Annotated in this window: 12 protein-coding genes and 2 pseudogenes; 12 read left to right on the top strand and 2 right to left on the bottom strand. The window is 70.3% G+C overall.

The genetic code is table 11. The features are described from left to right. Nucleotides 1-85: 85 nt before the first annotated feature. The 12 genes and pseudogenes from ABZZ38_RS17640 to ABZZ38_RS17585 all read left to right on the top strand — a co-directional run bounded on the left by ABZZ38_RS17640 (nucleotide 86) and on the right by ABZZ38_RS17585 (nucleotide 9,781). On the top strand, nucleotides 86-289 hold the full coding sequence (locus ABZZ38_RS17640) for a hypothetical protein (protein ID WP_356740532.1): 204 nt from the start codon (nucleotides 86-88) through the stop codon (nucleotides 287-289). Nucleotides 290-624: 335 nt separating this feature from the next. Then, the gene (locus ABZZ38_RS17635; protein WP_356740530.1) at nucleotides 625-1,305 is read left to right on the top strand and encodes an HAD family hydrolase; all 681 of its coding nucleotides are present in this window, start codon (nucleotides 625-627) and stop codon (nucleotides 1,303-1,305) included. 72 nt (nucleotides 1,306-1,377) lie between these two features. Continuing rightward, nucleotides 1,378-1,572 carry a hypothetical protein gene (locus tag ABZZ38_RS17630; protein ID WP_356740528.1) on the top strand — a complete coding sequence of 65 codons (195 nt, stop codon included), beginning with the start codon at nucleotides 1,378-1,380 and terminating at the stop codon, nucleotides 1,570-1,572. Between the two features lie 186 nt (nucleotides 1,573-1,758). Continuing rightward, nucleotides 1,759-1,845, top strand: a pseudogene (locus tag ABZZ38_RS17625) (NUDIX hydrolase); the annotation flags it as partial. 71 nt (nucleotides 1,846-1,916) lie between these two features. Beyond that, nucleotides 1,917-2,141, top strand: a complete 225-nt coding sequence (locus tag ABZZ38_RS17620; protein ID WP_356740659.1) for a hypothetical protein — start codon at nucleotides 1,917-1,919, stop codon at nucleotides 2,139-2,141. Next, nucleotides 2,080-2,379, top strand: a pseudogene (locus ABZZ38_RS17615) (hypothetical protein); the annotation flags it as partial. The gene ABZZ38_RS17620 and the pseudogene ABZZ38_RS17615, both read left to right, overlap by 62 nt. A 17-nt stretch (nucleotides 2,380-2,396) precedes the next feature. Then, complete coding sequence (locus ABZZ38_RS17610; RefSeq protein WP_356740526.1) at nucleotides 2,397-2,933, top strand: 3-deoxy-manno-octulosonate cytidylyltransferase; 537 nt, start codon at nucleotides 2,397-2,399, stop codon at nucleotides 2,931-2,933. Between the two features lie 613 nt (nucleotides 2,934-3,546). Beyond that, nucleotides 3,547-5,442 (top strand): ABC transporter ATP-binding protein, encoded by a 1,896-nt coding sequence (locus tag ABZZ38_RS17605; protein ID WP_356740523.1) that lies wholly within the window; start codon nucleotides 3,547-3,549, stop codon nucleotides 5,440-5,442. Continuing rightward, complete coding sequence (locus ABZZ38_RS17600) at nucleotides 5,439-6,836, top strand: MFS transporter (protein ID WP_356740521.1); 1,398 nt, start codon at nucleotides 5,439-5,441, stop codon at nucleotides 6,834-6,836. Before ABZZ38_RS17605 ends, ABZZ38_RS17600 begins: the two co-directional genes overlap by 4 nt. After that, entirely contained in the window at nucleotides 6,833-8,170 is a 1,338-nt protein-coding gene (locus ABZZ38_RS17595; RefSeq protein WP_356740519.1) for a protein-L-isoaspartate O-methyltransferase, read from the top strand. Before ABZZ38_RS17600 ends, ABZZ38_RS17595 begins: the two co-directional genes overlap by 4 nt. Next, the gene (locus ABZZ38_RS17590; protein ID WP_356740517.1) at nucleotides 8,160-9,074 is read left to right on the top strand and encodes an NUDIX domain-containing protein; all 915 of its coding nucleotides are present in this window, start codon (nucleotides 8,160-8,162) and stop codon (nucleotides 9,072-9,074) included. Before ABZZ38_RS17595 ends, ABZZ38_RS17590 begins: the two co-directional genes overlap by 11 nt. After that, complete coding sequence (locus tag ABZZ38_RS17585; RefSeq protein WP_356740515.1) at nucleotides 9,065-9,781, top strand: methyltransferase domain-containing protein; 717 nt, start codon at nucleotides 9,065-9,067, stop codon at nucleotides 9,779-9,781. Before ABZZ38_RS17590 ends, ABZZ38_RS17585 begins: the two co-directional genes overlap by 10 nt. A 722-nt stretch (nucleotides 9,782-10,503) precedes the next feature. Here the strand turns inward: ABZZ38_RS17585 and ABZZ38_RS17580 are convergent. Together ABZZ38_RS17580 and ABZZ38_RS17575 are read right to left on the bottom strand one after the other, a co-directional pair. Then, entirely contained in the window at nucleotides 10,504-11,643 is a 1,140-nt protein-coding gene (locus tag ABZZ38_RS17580; protein ID WP_356740513.1) for a hypothetical protein, read from the bottom strand. Between the two features lie 69 nt (nucleotides 11,644-11,712). Next, nucleotides 11,713-15,165, bottom strand: a complete 3,453-nt coding sequence (locus ABZZ38_RS17575; protein WP_356740511.1) for a hypothetical protein — start codon at nucleotides 15,163-15,165, stop codon at nucleotides 11,713-11,715. Between the last annotated feature and the right edge of the window lie 31 nt (nucleotides 15,166-15,196).

Raw genomic sequence — 15,196 nt, 5'->3', positions numbered from 1 at the left:
CACGACCTCCGCCGCTTCGACCGCTCCGACAAATCCGCCGATCGAGTCCTCCGCGGGCTCAAGCACCAGTTGTGAGAAGGCGAACATGGACCGAATCGAAAGCCTGGGCAACGTAATCAGCGCTCCTGAACACCAGAAGAGCCTGACGCTCGCCGCCGATGACAGGGCTCCGGGCAGGGCACGATCCTTCACCCGCCAGGCGCTGACGGCGTGGGGGGTGGAAGACGTTCTGGACCAGGCCGAGCTGATCGTCAGCGAGCTCACCACCAACGCCGAGCGGCATGGCTGAACTCCCGACGCCGACCGAGTCCTTCTGCCCAGAACGGACGGCGAACCCGTCGATGAGATCACGCTGACGCTCGCCCTTCAGGTCGGCGTTGTGGGGATCGAGGTCGAAGACAACTCCCCGGAGCCCCCGGTGCCTCAGATTGCCTCGCTCTACGCCACCAGCGGGCGGGGCCTGCACCTCGTGTCTGCGACGGCTGACGCCTGGACTGCCTGCCCCACGGAAGACGGACGCGGCAAGAGGGTGATCGCCCTCGTGAGGCGCCCCGAGTCGCCCATCACCTCCTGATCAATTCCCCTTGGAGACCCGTGATGCCATCCCGGTTTACGCCCTCGCCCATGCCGCTCTCCGGCGGAACGAGGCTGGGCTTCGACACCGAAGCCGTACGTGTGCTGCTGCTCGACCTGGACGGCGTGCTCATCGACACCCGCCCAGTCATGGAAAGCGCGTGGCGCCAGGTCCGTGAAGACCACTGCCTGGACGTGCCATTCGAGGAGTACAAGCGCCACCTGGGTCGGCCCTTCGCCGACATCATGGAGCAGCTCGGGCTCGCTGACGCCGAGCCGATCCACCAGACCTACTCGAAGGCATCGACGGACGCCTCTCACCTCGCCCGACAGTTCGACGGCGTCGCGGAGGTCCTGCACGCCTTCGCCGCTGCCGATTGGCGGATGGGGATCGTCACGTCCAAGCCGTTGGACCGAGCCACTCCTCTGCTGGCCCAGCTCGGCGTCCCGTTCGCCACGGTGCGCACTCCGAACGGGGTGGGGCGGGGCAAACCCGCACCGGACCCGATCATGCTCGCCCTGATCGACCTCGGCGCCGACCCGGCCGACGCGCTGTACGTCGGGGACATGGCAGTCGACCAGGAGGCGGCCCGCCGCGCCGGCGTCTCGTACGTGCACGCGGGCTGGGGCTACGGCACCCCGAGCTCCCCGGCCCCCTTCGTCGCCGAATCGCCGAAGGACCTGCTGCGGCTCGTGGACACCGGCCCGCTCCCCGAAGGGAGCCTGGTATGACGCCGCCAGCACGGAGCCTGGACGGCGGAGTCGGTCGCATGGCCTGCGCTGCACAGCCGCGACATCGTCGTTATGGGTGAACGGGATCTCCCTCTCGCGAAGGCGTGGGTGCGCCACCCTGCCGCCGAGGTCCACGTTCTGGGCCAGCCCCGCTTCGACGCGCTCGCCGCCCTCAGCCACGGCCGCTTCCAGCCCGGCCTGCACGACATGCCCGCACCCGATCGCCAGGCCATCGCCAGGACCTGGCTCGACTCCTCCAACAGGTGATCCCATGCCCCCGTCCCTCGACCACATCCGCGCCACCGCAGAGGCGTACCTCGACCGCTACCCGGACGAGCGGACGTCCTGACCGCGCTCTTGGCCGCTTTCGACGGCGAGGACGATCCGACCAGCCGCAAGACGTTCCCCACGCACGTCACGTGCAGCGCCATCGTCATCGACGCCGGCGACCGGGTGCTGCACATCCACCACAACGTGACGGGCAAGGCCCTCGCGCCCGGCGGCCACAACGAGCCGGGCGACCAGGACCTGCCCGGTGCCGCTCTACGTGAACTATTCGAGGAGACCGGTATCCCTCGTGACGCCGTCGTCCCCCTCCCGGGCTTGAGACCGTGCCGTTGGACATCGACGTGCACGACATCGCCGCGAACGCCGCGAAGGGCGAGCCGGCCCACCAGCACGTGGACTTCCGCTGGGCCTTCGTCCTCCGGACCCAACACACCGTGACACTCCAGGCCGAAGAGGTCGGCGGTTACGAGTGGCGCTCCTTCGAGGATGCCGCATCGCCGACCGTCCGCGCCAAGCTGGCCCTCCTCCCCCGCCCCACCCGTTCCTGACACCCACCAACGGGAGTACGCCGTGGCTGCCACCACCGCCGCACCGCCGAGCACCGCGCCCCGACGCCACATAGCCGTCATCCCGTGTCGCTGGGGAGCCTCCCGCTTTCCGGGGAAGCCCCTGGCACAGCTCGGGGACAAGCCGCTGCTGTGGCACGTCCACCAGCGCTGCCTGGAAGCGAAGCGCCTCGATGGCGTGGTAGTCGCCACCGACGACGAACGCATCGAGGCGGCGTGCCAGGAACTGGGCATCGAGTGGGTGCGCACCGGGGACACCTCACCGGCACCGATCGCGTCGCAGAGTGCGCGGAGCGCCTGCCCGCCGGTGCGTACATCAACGTCCAAGGCGACGAGCCGTTCATCTCGCCCGTCGCGATCGAGGCCGTTTCGGAAGCCCTGGAACACCTGGTGCCGGGAACGCTCGCGGTGAACGCGTATACGGAGCTGGACGACGTCGGTGCCGTCCTGAACCACAACGTCGTCAAGGTCGTCGTGGACGCCGAGAGCAATGCCCTGTTGTTCTCCCGGCAGCCGATCCCCTACCCGCGCGGGGACCGCCCGAAGTACCTGCGGCAGCTCGGACTCTACGGCTTCACCGGAACGGCCCTCAGCCTGTTCCGGCACCTCCCGCAGGGGCCGCTGGAGCGCACCGAAGGCGTGGAGATGCTGCGCTTCGTCGAACACGGCCACGGTGTACGGATGCTCCGCGTCATAGACGACGGTCTCGCGGTCGACACACCGGAGGACCTCGCGAGGGCCAGCATGCTCCTACACTCCCAGCCGGTCCGATGACTGGCCAGTCGCCGCTGCTCCTTGTGCCCGCAGGAAGACGTTGCCGGTCCGTCACGGCAGCCCTGGGCGCGGGGCCCCGAAAACCCAAGCGTCACGCGCGTACCCAACATCGGCGTGTCGGCCACCGGTCGATCGGTGGGCCTCCGGGCCGAACAAGGATCCGTGGGCCCTACATGCGACGTCGAGCGCTCCATCTCGGGGTTCCGGCAACGGCTCAAACACGCGTGTTCGATATCGGGGTCCACCTCGTTGACCTCGATGTCGTCGTACAAGGCCCACAGATCAGGGATGGAGGACCGCAGTTGAGCACAGCAGGCACACGCGAGTTCAACCAGGACGGCAAAGCTTCTCCTCCGCTGCCAGCGAGGATCCAGTGCACGCGGCAGTACTCCGCTAACTCCCTCGCTCCGGCCTCCCTCCGCAAGCGCTGCGCCCAGGTGCCGAAGGTGCCGCACCGCATCATCGGGATGTCCTGGCGTATCGACAGCCCGGATACGAGGTGGGTGGCATGAGCGAGCCGACCGATGCGGCATCCAACAACGTTCCCGGACCGCGGTCCGCCCCGCTACCCCTGCCGCCGACGGCTGTGTCCGCCGGCCCGGAGGACGGCGACATGACCGATGCGATGGAAGAGGCGTACTGGTCCGTCCACGACGGCGCCGCCGCCAGCGCCACGGTGCGCCAGGTTCTGGCACGCCTGCCCAGGATCACCACCCTCATCGGGCGGCTCGCCTGGCAGGCGGACCGCGCGTCCACCGTCACGGCCGTCGTCTGCCAGCTGGCCTCGGCCGCGATGGCCGCCTTCGGGCTGATCGCCTCGGTCGGAGTCCTCCAGCACCTGTTCGCCCAGGGCCCCACGCCCGATCGCGTACGCGCGGCCATCCCGCAGATCCTCCTCGTCGCGGGTTTCCTCGCCGCCCGTGCCCTGCTGGAGGCCGCCGTCTCGCTGGCCCAGGCACGCGTCACGCCCAGGATCCGCACCGCGCTGGAGTGCGAGTTCCTGAGCCTCACCGCGCACGTACGGCTCGAGGCCGTCGAGGACGCCGACTGGCACGACGAGGTGCACCGCGCCAACGACCGCGGCCTCTTCTACGCCCGGATGATCGTCGGGCAGGTCGTCTCCCTGGCCTCCGCGGCCCTCGGCCTCATCGGCACCGCCGGCGTCCTGAGCATCCTCCACCCGGCCCTGCTCCCGCTGTTGCTGCTGTCCGTCCTGCCGGTGGGGGCTGCCGCCGTGCACAGCGCGCGGGCCCGCTTCCACTCCTTCAAGCGCTGGAACGCGCTGCAACGCCGCGTCCGGGTCTTCTCCTGGCTGCTGCTCGACGTGGACGCGGCCGCGGAGCTGCGCTCCGACACCGCCCAGGACGCCCTGCTGGACGAGCACCGCCGCCTGACCGTCAAGATCGCCGAAGAGGACACCCGCCTGGGTGTGAACGCCGCCCTGATCAACCTCGCCGGCCGCGCGGTCGGCGGAGTCGGCACCGGCATCACCTACGCCGCGCTCGCCGCCATGCTGATCGCCGGGTGGCTCCCCCTCGCCGCAGGGGCCGGCGCCGTCCTGGCCATCCAGTCCGGACGGTCCTCCCTCACCCAGCTCATCGAGATCGCCCACCTCGTCTACGAGCACGCCCTGTGGGTCGACGACCTCCTCGCCGTCCAGGAGAGCAGCCGCCGCCTCCTGCCCCGCGCGGCCGGCGCACGGGCACCGGAGAAGGTGCGGGAAATCGCCGTCCAGGACGTCCACTTCACCTACCCCGGCAAGGACACCCCGGCGCTCGACGGCGTCTCCTTCACCCTCCGCGCCGGGGAGACGGTGGCGTTCGTCGGCCTCAACGGATCGGGGAAGTCGACCTGCGCCAAGGTGCTGGCCGGTCTGTACGAGCCGCAGAAGGGCAGCGTGAGCTGGGACGGCATCGATGTACGGGAGATGGACGCCAAGTCGGTGCACCGGCAGGTCGCCTGTGTGCTGCAGGACCCGGTGCGGTTCCCCTTCAGCGCGCTGTCGAACATCACCGCCGGAACCGGCACCCTCACCGAGGCCGAGCCCCAGCGGGCCATGGCCGCCGCGCGGGCCGCGGGGGCCGACGGGGTCATCGCCACGCTTCCCGCCCAGTGGAGGACGCTGCTGTCCAAGCGGTTCAAGGGCGGGCAACAGCTTTCCGGCGGTCAGTGGGCGAAGATCGCCGTCGCCCGGGGCCTGTACAAGGCGGCGCCGCTGCTGCTCCTGGACGAGCCGACGGCGAGCATGGACCCGCCGTCCGAGCACGCCGTGTACGAGGCCGTGCTGCGCGGCCGGCTGCGTACCGACCAGATCACGGTGCTGATCTCCCACCGGCTCGCCAGCGTCGTCGACTGCGACCGCATCCTCGTCTTCGACAGCGGCCGCATCGTCGAATCGGGGTCCCACGACGAGCTCATGAGGAGGGGCGGCGACTACGCCGCCATGTTCACCTTGCAGGCCAGCGGCTACCAGGCCGGCGCCGCCACGGCCGAGGAGGCGGGCCGGTGAACCCCTCCGCCACCACTTCCCCGCTCACCGGGCCCGGTGGCCCCTCGTCCACGTCGTTGTGGCGGCACCGCGACTTCCGGCGGTACCTGACCGGCCAGACCGCCGGCGTGGCGGGCAGCTCGATCAGCTCGATGGCGATCCCGGTGCTCGCCGTACTCGAGCTCGACGCGACTCCCGGCCAGGTGGCCTGGCTGGCGTTCTGGGGGCAACTGCCGCCCGCACTGCTCGCTCTGCACGCCGGTGCGCTCGCCGACCGGCACTCCAAGCGACGGCAGATGATCACCGGTGACCTGGTCAGCGCTACAGCGCTGGCGACGGTCCCGGCGGCCGCGGCCCTCGACGCACTGACCCTGGCGCAGCTCATGGTCGTCGCCGCGGTTCAGGGTGCCGCGGGCGTGGTGCACGACGCGGCGGCGATCAGCCTGCTGCCGACCCTGGTCGACCGGTCCCTGATCCAGCGGAGCAACAGCCGCATCGGGAGCCTGTTCGCGATCGCCGCGACCGGCGGCAGCAACCTCGGCGCCGCACTGACCGCGCTGCTCGGCCCGGCCCGCGCCCTGCTCGGAGACGTCGGCTCCTACCTCCTCAGCGCCTGGTGCACCGCCCGCATCCAGGCCCGCGAGACCACCCCGACGCGGACCGGGCGGCGCCGACTGCGGACGGAGATCGCCGAGGGCCTGCGATACGTGCGCGACGACCACCGGCTGAGGGTGCTCACCTGGGTCAACGCCACCACCTCGCTGGCACTGGCCGCGCTCAACACCCTGTGGGCGCTGTACCTGCTGCGGGTCCTGGGGATGAGCGCGACCGCCTTCGGCGTGGTCCTGGGGATCGGCGCCCTCGGCGCGGCCGCCGGGGCGCTGTCCGCGCCCGCCGTCGCGCGGCGGTTCGGACCCGGTCCGATGATGCTCGGCGCGCTCGCGCTCACCCCGCTCACCCAAGTCCCGCTGCTGCTGGCCTCCCCACGGCTCGGCTGGGAGATCGTGATCGGCGGCGCGCTGTTCCTCCAACTGGCCTGCGCGGGGGCGGCGGGCACCACCCAGCGGTCGATTCGCCAGATCATCACCGAGGAGAGCATGCAGGCCCGGATGCAGGCCGTGAGCACCTGGCTGACCTCCGGCGCCCGGCCGTTGGGCGCGCTGCTCGCCGGCGGGCTCGGCACGTGGGCCGGAGTACGCCCCGCGCTGGTCGCCGGAGCCTGCCTGCTCGTCGTACCGCTTGTGGTCCTGGCCCGTTCGCCGCTGCGCGCCCTGCGACAGATGCCTGCCCCTCCGCCGGCACCGGAGGGCACGGGCCACACCACGGGTCAACCTCCTGCCGCAGCCGGGCCGACTGTGCCCGCGCCGGGGTCCGCCCCCGCCTCGGCGGGCTCGATGGACGGAGGTATGCCGTGACGCAGTCCATCACCGGCGGTACGGAAGCGGGGCCGACCGCCACCGCGCTCCCCGAACCGTGCACAGCAACACCTTCCCCCGCCGCGCCGGATCCACAGGTCCCGGCCGCACGGGCGGAGATGGTCGCCCGCCTGGAAGAGGCCGGTGACCTTCACCCCGGACCCGTGCGCGATGCGCTCCTTGCCATGCCGCGCGAGACGTTGATGCCGCAGGCGTACGTACGGCGCAGCGTCCCCGACGAGCCGCCGCGCTGGGAGCTGCTGGACTGGGCGCGGCCCGGCGACCGGGAGGAGTTGCTGGGTCTTCTCTACAGCGGGGACAGCGTGTCCATCCAGCACGATGGCGAGCCGATCCTCGGCCGGGCCGCTGACGCCCGGTCCGGGGGCGCCATGACGGCGATGTCGAGCACAATGGGCATGACCGCCGACCTGTTGCAGCGCCTGGGACTGCTGCGCGGGCAGCGGGTGCTGGACGTCGGCAGCGGCGCCGGCGTGACCGCCGCCGTGGCCTGTTTCGTTTGCGGCGACGACGGCGTCGTCACCCTCGATATCGACCGGCACGTGAGCGAGGCCGCCCGAGCGCGTCTGATGGCCTTGGGGTACCGGCCTGCTGTGGTGACCGGGGATGGTCTGGCCGGCTGGCCCGAGTTGGGCCCGTACGACCGGATCTTCGTGTCCTTCGCCATGCCCCGGATTCCGCCGGCCCTGGTTGCCCAACTCGCGCCAGGCGGGCGTGCGCTGCTGACGCTGGGCACCTCCTCGCCGTCCTGGCCGGGCCTGGTCGTGATCACCAGGACCCCGACCGGCGTTGTAGAGGCGGAACTGGTCGCGGTGGAGTTCGGGCACCGCGGCGGCGCCAGTTTCGACCGGCTGTTCCTGTCCGCCGCCTTCCGCAAGAAGATCGCCCTCTCCAAGGGCGGCCGGACCATGCGCAGCCGGCTGGAGCCCCCGGCGGACACCGACCGAGGCATGTGGCTGGCCCTCGACCACCTCCACCCCGGGCTCGTCCGCGACCGCAGCACGGAAGACCTGACGATCGGCGCACCCCGGTGCGGCTCCTGGATGCGTGCACGCCGCGTCGGTCATCGCCGTTGGGAAGTCACCACCGTCGGGTCGCGCGACGTCTGGGCGGAGTTTCATGACGTCGCCGACCGCTGGCGCGCGGCCGGCTCACCGCACACCTACCGCCTGCAGATCGACGCCGACGGCGCCCAGCGGGTGACCAGCCGCTGCGGCGACCTGTCCTGGACGCTGACCGACGTCTCGCACACCGATACGGGGACGGCAGGCGAGCCTGACCCGCACTCCGAGAAAGGCGACAGCCATGCGCGTTGATCCCGCAACGGCTACCAGCACCGCCATCATCCTCACCAACAGCCACGGGCAGTACCTGCTGCACCTGCGGGACGCGAACAAGCCGATCTGCGATCCGGGCACGTGGTCACTGATCGGAGGAGGGCCCGAAGGTCAGGAGACGCCGGACGAAGCGATCGTCCGCGAGCTGCGCGAGGAGGCCGACCTCGTCATCCCCGACCTGAAACTCTTCACCACGGTGAGCGCCGCGGGCCCCCACGTCACCGAGGGTCGGATCCAGGTCTACGAGGGCCGGTGGGACGGCGACGCCGACCGGCTGCCGGTCACCGAAGGCATCATGTTCCGCTGGTTCGACGTGGACACCATGGCCCACCTCTCCATGTGCCCCTGGGCGTACGAGGCGATCCTCGCCCACCACGCTGGGAACGCCTCCTGCGCGATCGCGCCGGTACCCGCACAGCGCCCCAGGGCATCACAAGGCGGTGCGGGTGCCGTAAAGAACGTGATCGGTGCCCACCTCTACCTGGAGCGCGACGGACGCACCCTGTTGGGGTTGCGCCATCCCGACGCCGCGTTCGCCGCCGAGCACTGGCACGCGCTCGCCGGACACGTCGAGCGGGAATCGGTGCGGTCCTGCCTGGTCAGGGAGGCAGTTGAGGAGGCCGGTCTCGTCATCAGACCGGAGGACTTGGACCTGGTGCACACCGTCCACCTTCTCGACCACGCCGATGCCGAGCCGCGCATCCAGCTCTTCTTCCGGGCGACGGCGTGGTGCGGAGAGCCGGAGGTACGCGAGCCGGACCGGTGCGTTCGCTGGGAATGGTGGCCGCTCGACGGCCTGCCGGAGCCGATGGTGCCCTACACCCGCGCGGCCATCGACGCTATCCGCTCCGGCTGCTCCTACTCCGAGATGGGATGGGCGTGAACAACGAACCACTGCCAGTGCCTGACCACCGCGACGAACCGTCCGCCGGCCCGGAGCCCTCGGGCGAGGCGCTGTTCGGGACGGCGGCGGGCGAGTACGCCCGCTACCGGCCGGGCGTGCCGGCCGGAGCCGTACGCCTCCTCGCCGCAACCTTGCACGGGGGGCCGGCGCCCGTCCTGCTGGACCTGGGGACCGGCACCGGCCAGGTCCCCCGCGCGCTGCTGCCTGTCGTCCCGCGCATGGCGCACGTCGACCTGGTCGACGTCAATCACCAGATGCTCGCGCAGGCGATGGCCGAGCTCGAACCGCTCCGCGGAGCGTGCACGGTCTCCGCGTACGCCGGCGAGGCGCACACCTTCGCCCCCCGAATTCTGGGCCAACGCCCTGATCTGGTCACCTGCTGCCGGGCGTTTCTCTACGTCGACGAACGCCGAACCATCAAAGACATCGCGGCTTTGGCCGCGTGCAGCTGGCGCGCCGCGCAAACTGCCCTCGCTCATGCCGAGATCCCCGCCCGGCGTATCGGAGCAGGCGCCCACTCCTTCCTGACACGCCAGTGGCTCGCCGAGCAGTACACCGGCCGCCAGCGCACCCTTGACGACATCGCCGAGGAAGCAGGCGTCAGCGCGACAACCGTACTTCGCCGAGCCACCGACTGGGGCATCCCCCGGCGACCGCGCGGTACCCTCGGACGACCGCATCCGTAGAAGGCACAGCACGGACGACGCTGCGCACCCCAGATCCCAGGCCGCCCCTCCAGCACCGAACCGCCGACACCCAGAACCCCGCTGCGTCGAGCTCGGTCGGGCCAGCAGAAAGCCGCTGACGTCTTCGAGTGGTGGCTCCTCCAGCGTGCTGGGGCGGCGACTGAGTTTGACCAACAGTCGGCTCACTCCAGACCGACGTAGGTCTGCCCCGTGAAAGGTTGATCAGCCCGATGTCGGGCTACATCTGGGCCAGCCTCCTGGGCAATCCCCAGTGCTGAGACTGCCCCGGGAGTGGCAGCGCACTTGTAGATGGCAAGCCCGCCACCGTTGTAATGCGGAATGATCGCTGGAACGTAGCAGGTTGCCCCGGGAAGCAGCAGCGTCCTTGCGTACACCAGCCTTGCGCTGCACGGCCGACAAAATTCTGATTGCGCAGGGTCGGAGCCGTACATCCTGGGGAAGGAACACCTACAGGCACCGACCGCAGGTCCACACCAGGACATCGCATGGAAGTTGCGCAGGTAGAAGTCGGCGGGGAAATTGCCCATGTCGAGGACCCTGGGCCGGTCCTGGAAGGCGGCGCTTCCGGTTGCGGGAGCGTTCGGTGACGATGACCGGCGCGGTGCCGACCTTGCGGCTCATCGGGATGTCGGTACCGACCTGGTCCTCGACCACAATCCCGCCGTACCTTACCCAGCCGATGCCTATCACCACCTTCCGGATCAGCGGGCTCCGAAGGGGTAAAAAGTCACATACGCATGGCCGCTACTGCTGGCCGTAATTTCGAGCCGCCAGGAATTTTTCACTGGATACGGGCTATAGGCGGCCGTTGAATTGGCCGAGTCGGTGATCAACGACCAGCCGCCAGATTCCGTGGGCCGGCGAAGAGTGAATTGAGTCCCTACAAGACGGACGATGAGCAGGCCGTCGCAGGGGAAGTCGTATCGCCATGGGTTGCCTGGGGAAATGTTCCCCGTGGCATCGGTAAGAGGGTCACCGAACAGTTTCAGCCCTCCCCGGGACAGGTCCGCGTGGCCGTTGGTGGTGAGGGTTCCGTTGAGGACGGTATTTCCGTTGACGGTGAGGTTGCCGATGTCGAGGTCGGGTTTGAGGACGGTGACCTGGGCGGAGAGGATGCGGACGACGGGGTTGGTGGGGTCGCCGGTGGTGGCGCGGAGGTAGAAGGTGGTGTCGGATTTGATGCCTTCGAGGGGGAGGCTGGTGCGGTTGGTGACGTCGCGGTTGACGTCACCGTAGAGGAGTTCGTAGGTGGCGTTGGCGGAGCGTTCCCAGGTGAGGTGGACGTCGCCGCCGTTGGGGATGATGGAGGGTTCGCACAGGAAGTTGCGGAGGTAGAAGTCGGCGGGGAACTTGCCGAGGTTGAAGATGGTGAGCCGGTTCTGGAACGCGCTGCTTCCGGTGCGGGAGCGTTCGGTGACGGTGACCGGGGCGGTGCCGACCTTGCGGCTCATCGGGATGTCGGACAGCTGGAGGGTGAACCCGGTGTCCGGGCCGATCGGCGTGTGGCTGGCGGCGGGCTCGAAGACGAACTCCTTGGCGGCGGCGTCCAGCCGGACGGTCCAGCCGGTGAGGCTGATGCGGGGGCTGATCTTCGCGAGGTCGACGGCGAGGTCGGGTGCCATCGTCCCGGCCGGGACCTTTACCTTGATCCACTCGACGTCAGCCGACGTGCCGCACTGCCGAGCCACCGAGATCACCACCTCCCCGACCTCCTCGGGGACCTGCGGATTCTCGGGTGAGGCCTTCAAGGGGCTCGGGGTGGTGGTGACGGTGTACGACAACAGCGGGTCATCCGCCGCGGCGGCGGTGTCCACGGTCTGGGTCTGCACGACCACACTCATTTAGTGCTCCTTCGGGATCCAGGCCGGCGCCGCCCCCTGGATGGGGCGACGCAGGGTGGCGGGGTGGCGTCAGTTGCCGGTGCGGCTGTGGGCGACGGCGTTGTCGAGGGAGAGGAAGCCGGAGCGGATCTCGGGTTCGGCCAGGGGGAGGTCGTACTGGTCCTGGCTGAGGATCGGCAGGTTCTCCCAGTCGCCGCCGCGGGCCTCGGTCCAGGTCCAGGTGCCAAGGACGCCGGCCGGGGTCGGCATGAGGACGGTTTCTTCCACCTGTCCGTCGCCGCTGAGGGGGGTGGTGGCGGCGAGAAGCGGGCCGGTGCGGAAGTTGACCGTCATCCGGGTGATCGCCTGGTCGGTGAACTCCTGGGGGATGAAGACTCGCTTGGTGGCGAGGATGTCGGTGGTGGCGTGCACGGCTGCGCGGGGGTCCAGGAGCACGGTGGCGACGGCGGTGTTGTGGGTGCCGAAGTCGAGTTCGAGGCTGGGGGTGTCGCCGATGGGCCGGAGGTAGTCTCCGGCGCCGGCTGCGGGGTTGATGACGGTCTCGAAGTGGTCGTAGTCGTCGTCCAGGACGTAACCGACGAGGCCGTCGTCGCTCTGTTGGGCTTCGCCGAGGCGGATCGCCCAGGGGTAGGCGGGAAGCTTGGAGGGGGACGGCTTGAACAGGTTCTGCCAGCTGACGTCGGTGCGCAGGGGTCCGCGCAGGTCGAGGGTGAGGCGGGTGCGGACCAGGGCGAGGGGGCGGCCGAGGAGGAAGCCGAGGCCGGGGTCGGCGGGCCCGTCGGGGTCGATGGTCTGCAGGGCGCGATCGACGGTGGCGCGGAAGGCGTCGAAGGTCTGCTCGCCGCGGGTCCGGACCGCGTTCAGGAGGCGGTAGGCGCGCGGGGCCAGTGCTTCCAGTTGTTCGAACCGCTCGATGTCGGAGCCGGGCAGGGCCGACCAGGTCACTTCCCGCCGTCCCTCCCGGTTGAGGGTGGTTCGGAGCTCGCCGAGCGCCGCGCCTTGGGGTGCGTGGACGACGAGGGACTTGTCGAGGCGGTTGTGCAGCAGCCAGGCGCAGACGGGGTTGGCGCCGGGGGTGAGGTCGGTGTCGTCGTCGGTGGTGGCGGCGAGGAAGTCGAAGCGCAGGCGGGCCGGCTGGAGGAGGCGGGGGCCGAGTTCGACCAGGCGGTCGCTGTCGTAGTCGCTGACGGGGTGCGCGGGGCGCATGGTGTCGGGCATTTCGGGGTGGAAGTGCAGCGGGTTGGTGATGAGGTTGACGGAGCGGCCGAAGCGGTCGACGACGGCGAGGTCGAGGAAGGCGAGCTGGCCGGCGCGCAGGTCCTGGAAGGTGGAGACGGGGTCGGGGTCCCAGTCTTCGGCCTTGAGGGGGCCGGGGTTGGGCGGGGGGTAGTCGCCGTTGCCGATGAGCTGGGTGAGGTCGCCGGTGGGCTGGAGGCCGGCGGAGGGTTGGCGCTGGGCGATGGCGGCGCCGAAGCCGTCGAGACTCTGGGAGAGGTAGTTCGCTTTACGGGCCTGGGAGCGGACCTGGCGCAGGGCGTCGGCGGGCAGTTGGTCGCGCACGCGGGCGTAGGTCTGCAGGGTGCCGTCGATGATGTGGCCGGCGGAGGGGGCGAGGGTCTGGCGGCCGGAGACGACCAGGGGGGTGCCGGGTTCTGCGGTGCCGTTGTACTGGTATCGGGAGCCGTCGATGAAGTCCCAGTGCGCGGTGTCGCCGTCGCGCAGCGGCAGGGGGAAGTACTCGGCCTTCCACAGCAGATACAGCGGCTGCCAGGGCATCACCCAAGGTGCGGTGCCGTACTCGGGCAGAGTTCCGGTGACGTCCCGGATCTGGCCGCTCTTCAGGGCCCGGTCGAGGATGAGGAACTCGGCGAGCAGGGCGGGGAAGCAGGCCGGCTGCTGACCGGTGAGGTTGATCTGGGCGGCGGTGGCTGCGACGTCGGCGGTGGTGATGCCGGAGGCGGATGTGACGGTGCGCTCCGGGGTGCGGCAGGGCAGGGCGGTGTCGCGGGTGAGGGGGGCGTGCAGGTTGGCGCCCTCCAGGGTGAGGACCGGGTCGGCGCTGTACTCGTAGTCCTGGGCGGGCACGCGGATGAGCCGACGGGCCGCGCAGGCACCGAAGGCGGGGCGCAGGGTGTCGATGCTCTCGGCGAGTTCGGCCTCGCTCTTGCCCCAGGGCAGCTCGGCGCGCTGCTCGGCCAGACGGCGGGCGAGGGTCATGACGTGTCCCGCTGCCCCGTCGGGGTTGGCGGGGTCGAGTTCGGTCTCGATGCGGGCGTTGAAGTCGTCGGACCGGCGCTCCAGGCGAGTGAGCCACCACAGGTGGTAGAGGCGTTCACGGGCCGCGTCGAGGTTGGCTTCGGTGGCGTCGTGCTCGGCCTGGCGCCGGTTGAGGTCGGCGACGGTCTCCGCCTCCGCCGCCCTGGTCGCGCGGGAAACGGTGCGGCCGGTCTCCTCGCCGCGTTCGCCGATGAACCACCGGTAGCCGCCGGCGACGGGGCCGAAGGCAGTGTCGTGGGCGCGGCGGTCGGTGAGGATGTCCGCCTCGGGCCGGTCGCGTTCCTCCAGGGCGTCGATGCCGCCGAGGAGGAAGGCCCGGAACAGGTCGACCTCCTCTGCCGAGAGGGCGCCCTGGCCGTCGGCCTGGCCGCCGAGTTCGGCGACGGCCTCGGCGATGCTGTTGGACACGATCGCGGTGACATCACCGGGCGTCGGGCAGGCGGAGTCGGGGACGGAGCCGTTGAGGTTCCAGTCCAGGCCCAGGACGGTTCCGGAGTAGACGGAGGTGCGGATGCCGCTGCCGGAGGCGACGGGCGGCCTCCACTGCAGGCGCTCCAGCAGGGCTGCGAGGTCGTCGGTGCCCGCGAGGATGTCACTGGCCGCATCCGCATACCAGCCGGCCACGAAGTAGCTGAGCCGCTCGTTCTCGGGCAGTTCCCCCCCAGGCACGTCGAGGAGGGTGTCGTGCATCGAGAAGACATTGGTGTTGTAGGGCTGAAAGACGGAGAACGTCAGCAGACCGGGGCCGATCGCGGTGAGGAACGGCGCACGGCCATTGGCCGGCTCGCGCCAGGGGCCGGTGAGCTCGTGGCACCTGCCCATCTTCGTGGCCGACGGCTCTTCGCTGTCGGGCTCCTGGAAGGAAACACTGCCGTTCATGGGGTCGAGGTAGTCGCTCTCGACGATCCACGCCTTGAGCGTGCGGGTGCTGTCGGTGTGGCGCACGACGAGCCACCGGTTCGGGACCAGGGGGAAGTCGCCGACCCCTTCCTCCTCGTCGTGGCGGCCCCGTGTAAGGGCGGCGGGCAGCTCCCACTGCAGGTACACCCCGAGACGTTCCTCGCGTCCGGTCCACTGCTCGGGGCTGGAGAACGGTGCCGGCTCCGGGGGAACGCCTTCGCCGATGTTCGTGAAGTTGGTGATCCACCGGTGGAAGACGTGCGGGGTGCCGGTGTCGCGGGTGGCCCGGTTGACGGCCAGGGCCGCGACCTCGACCGGCACAATGAGGGTGTTGTCCACGGACATGGCCCGGGATCCTTTCGTCAGCGCGAGTGCT

Origin of the sequence: Streptomyces sp. NPDC006368 (genome assembly GCF_040612535.1) — a bacterium.
GTDB lineage: Bacteria > Actinomycetota > Actinomycetes > Streptomycetales > Streptomycetaceae > Streptomyces.
The sequence above is the reverse complement of the archived record's forward strand: the minus strand, read 5'-3'. Positions and strand labels throughout refer to the sequence as shown.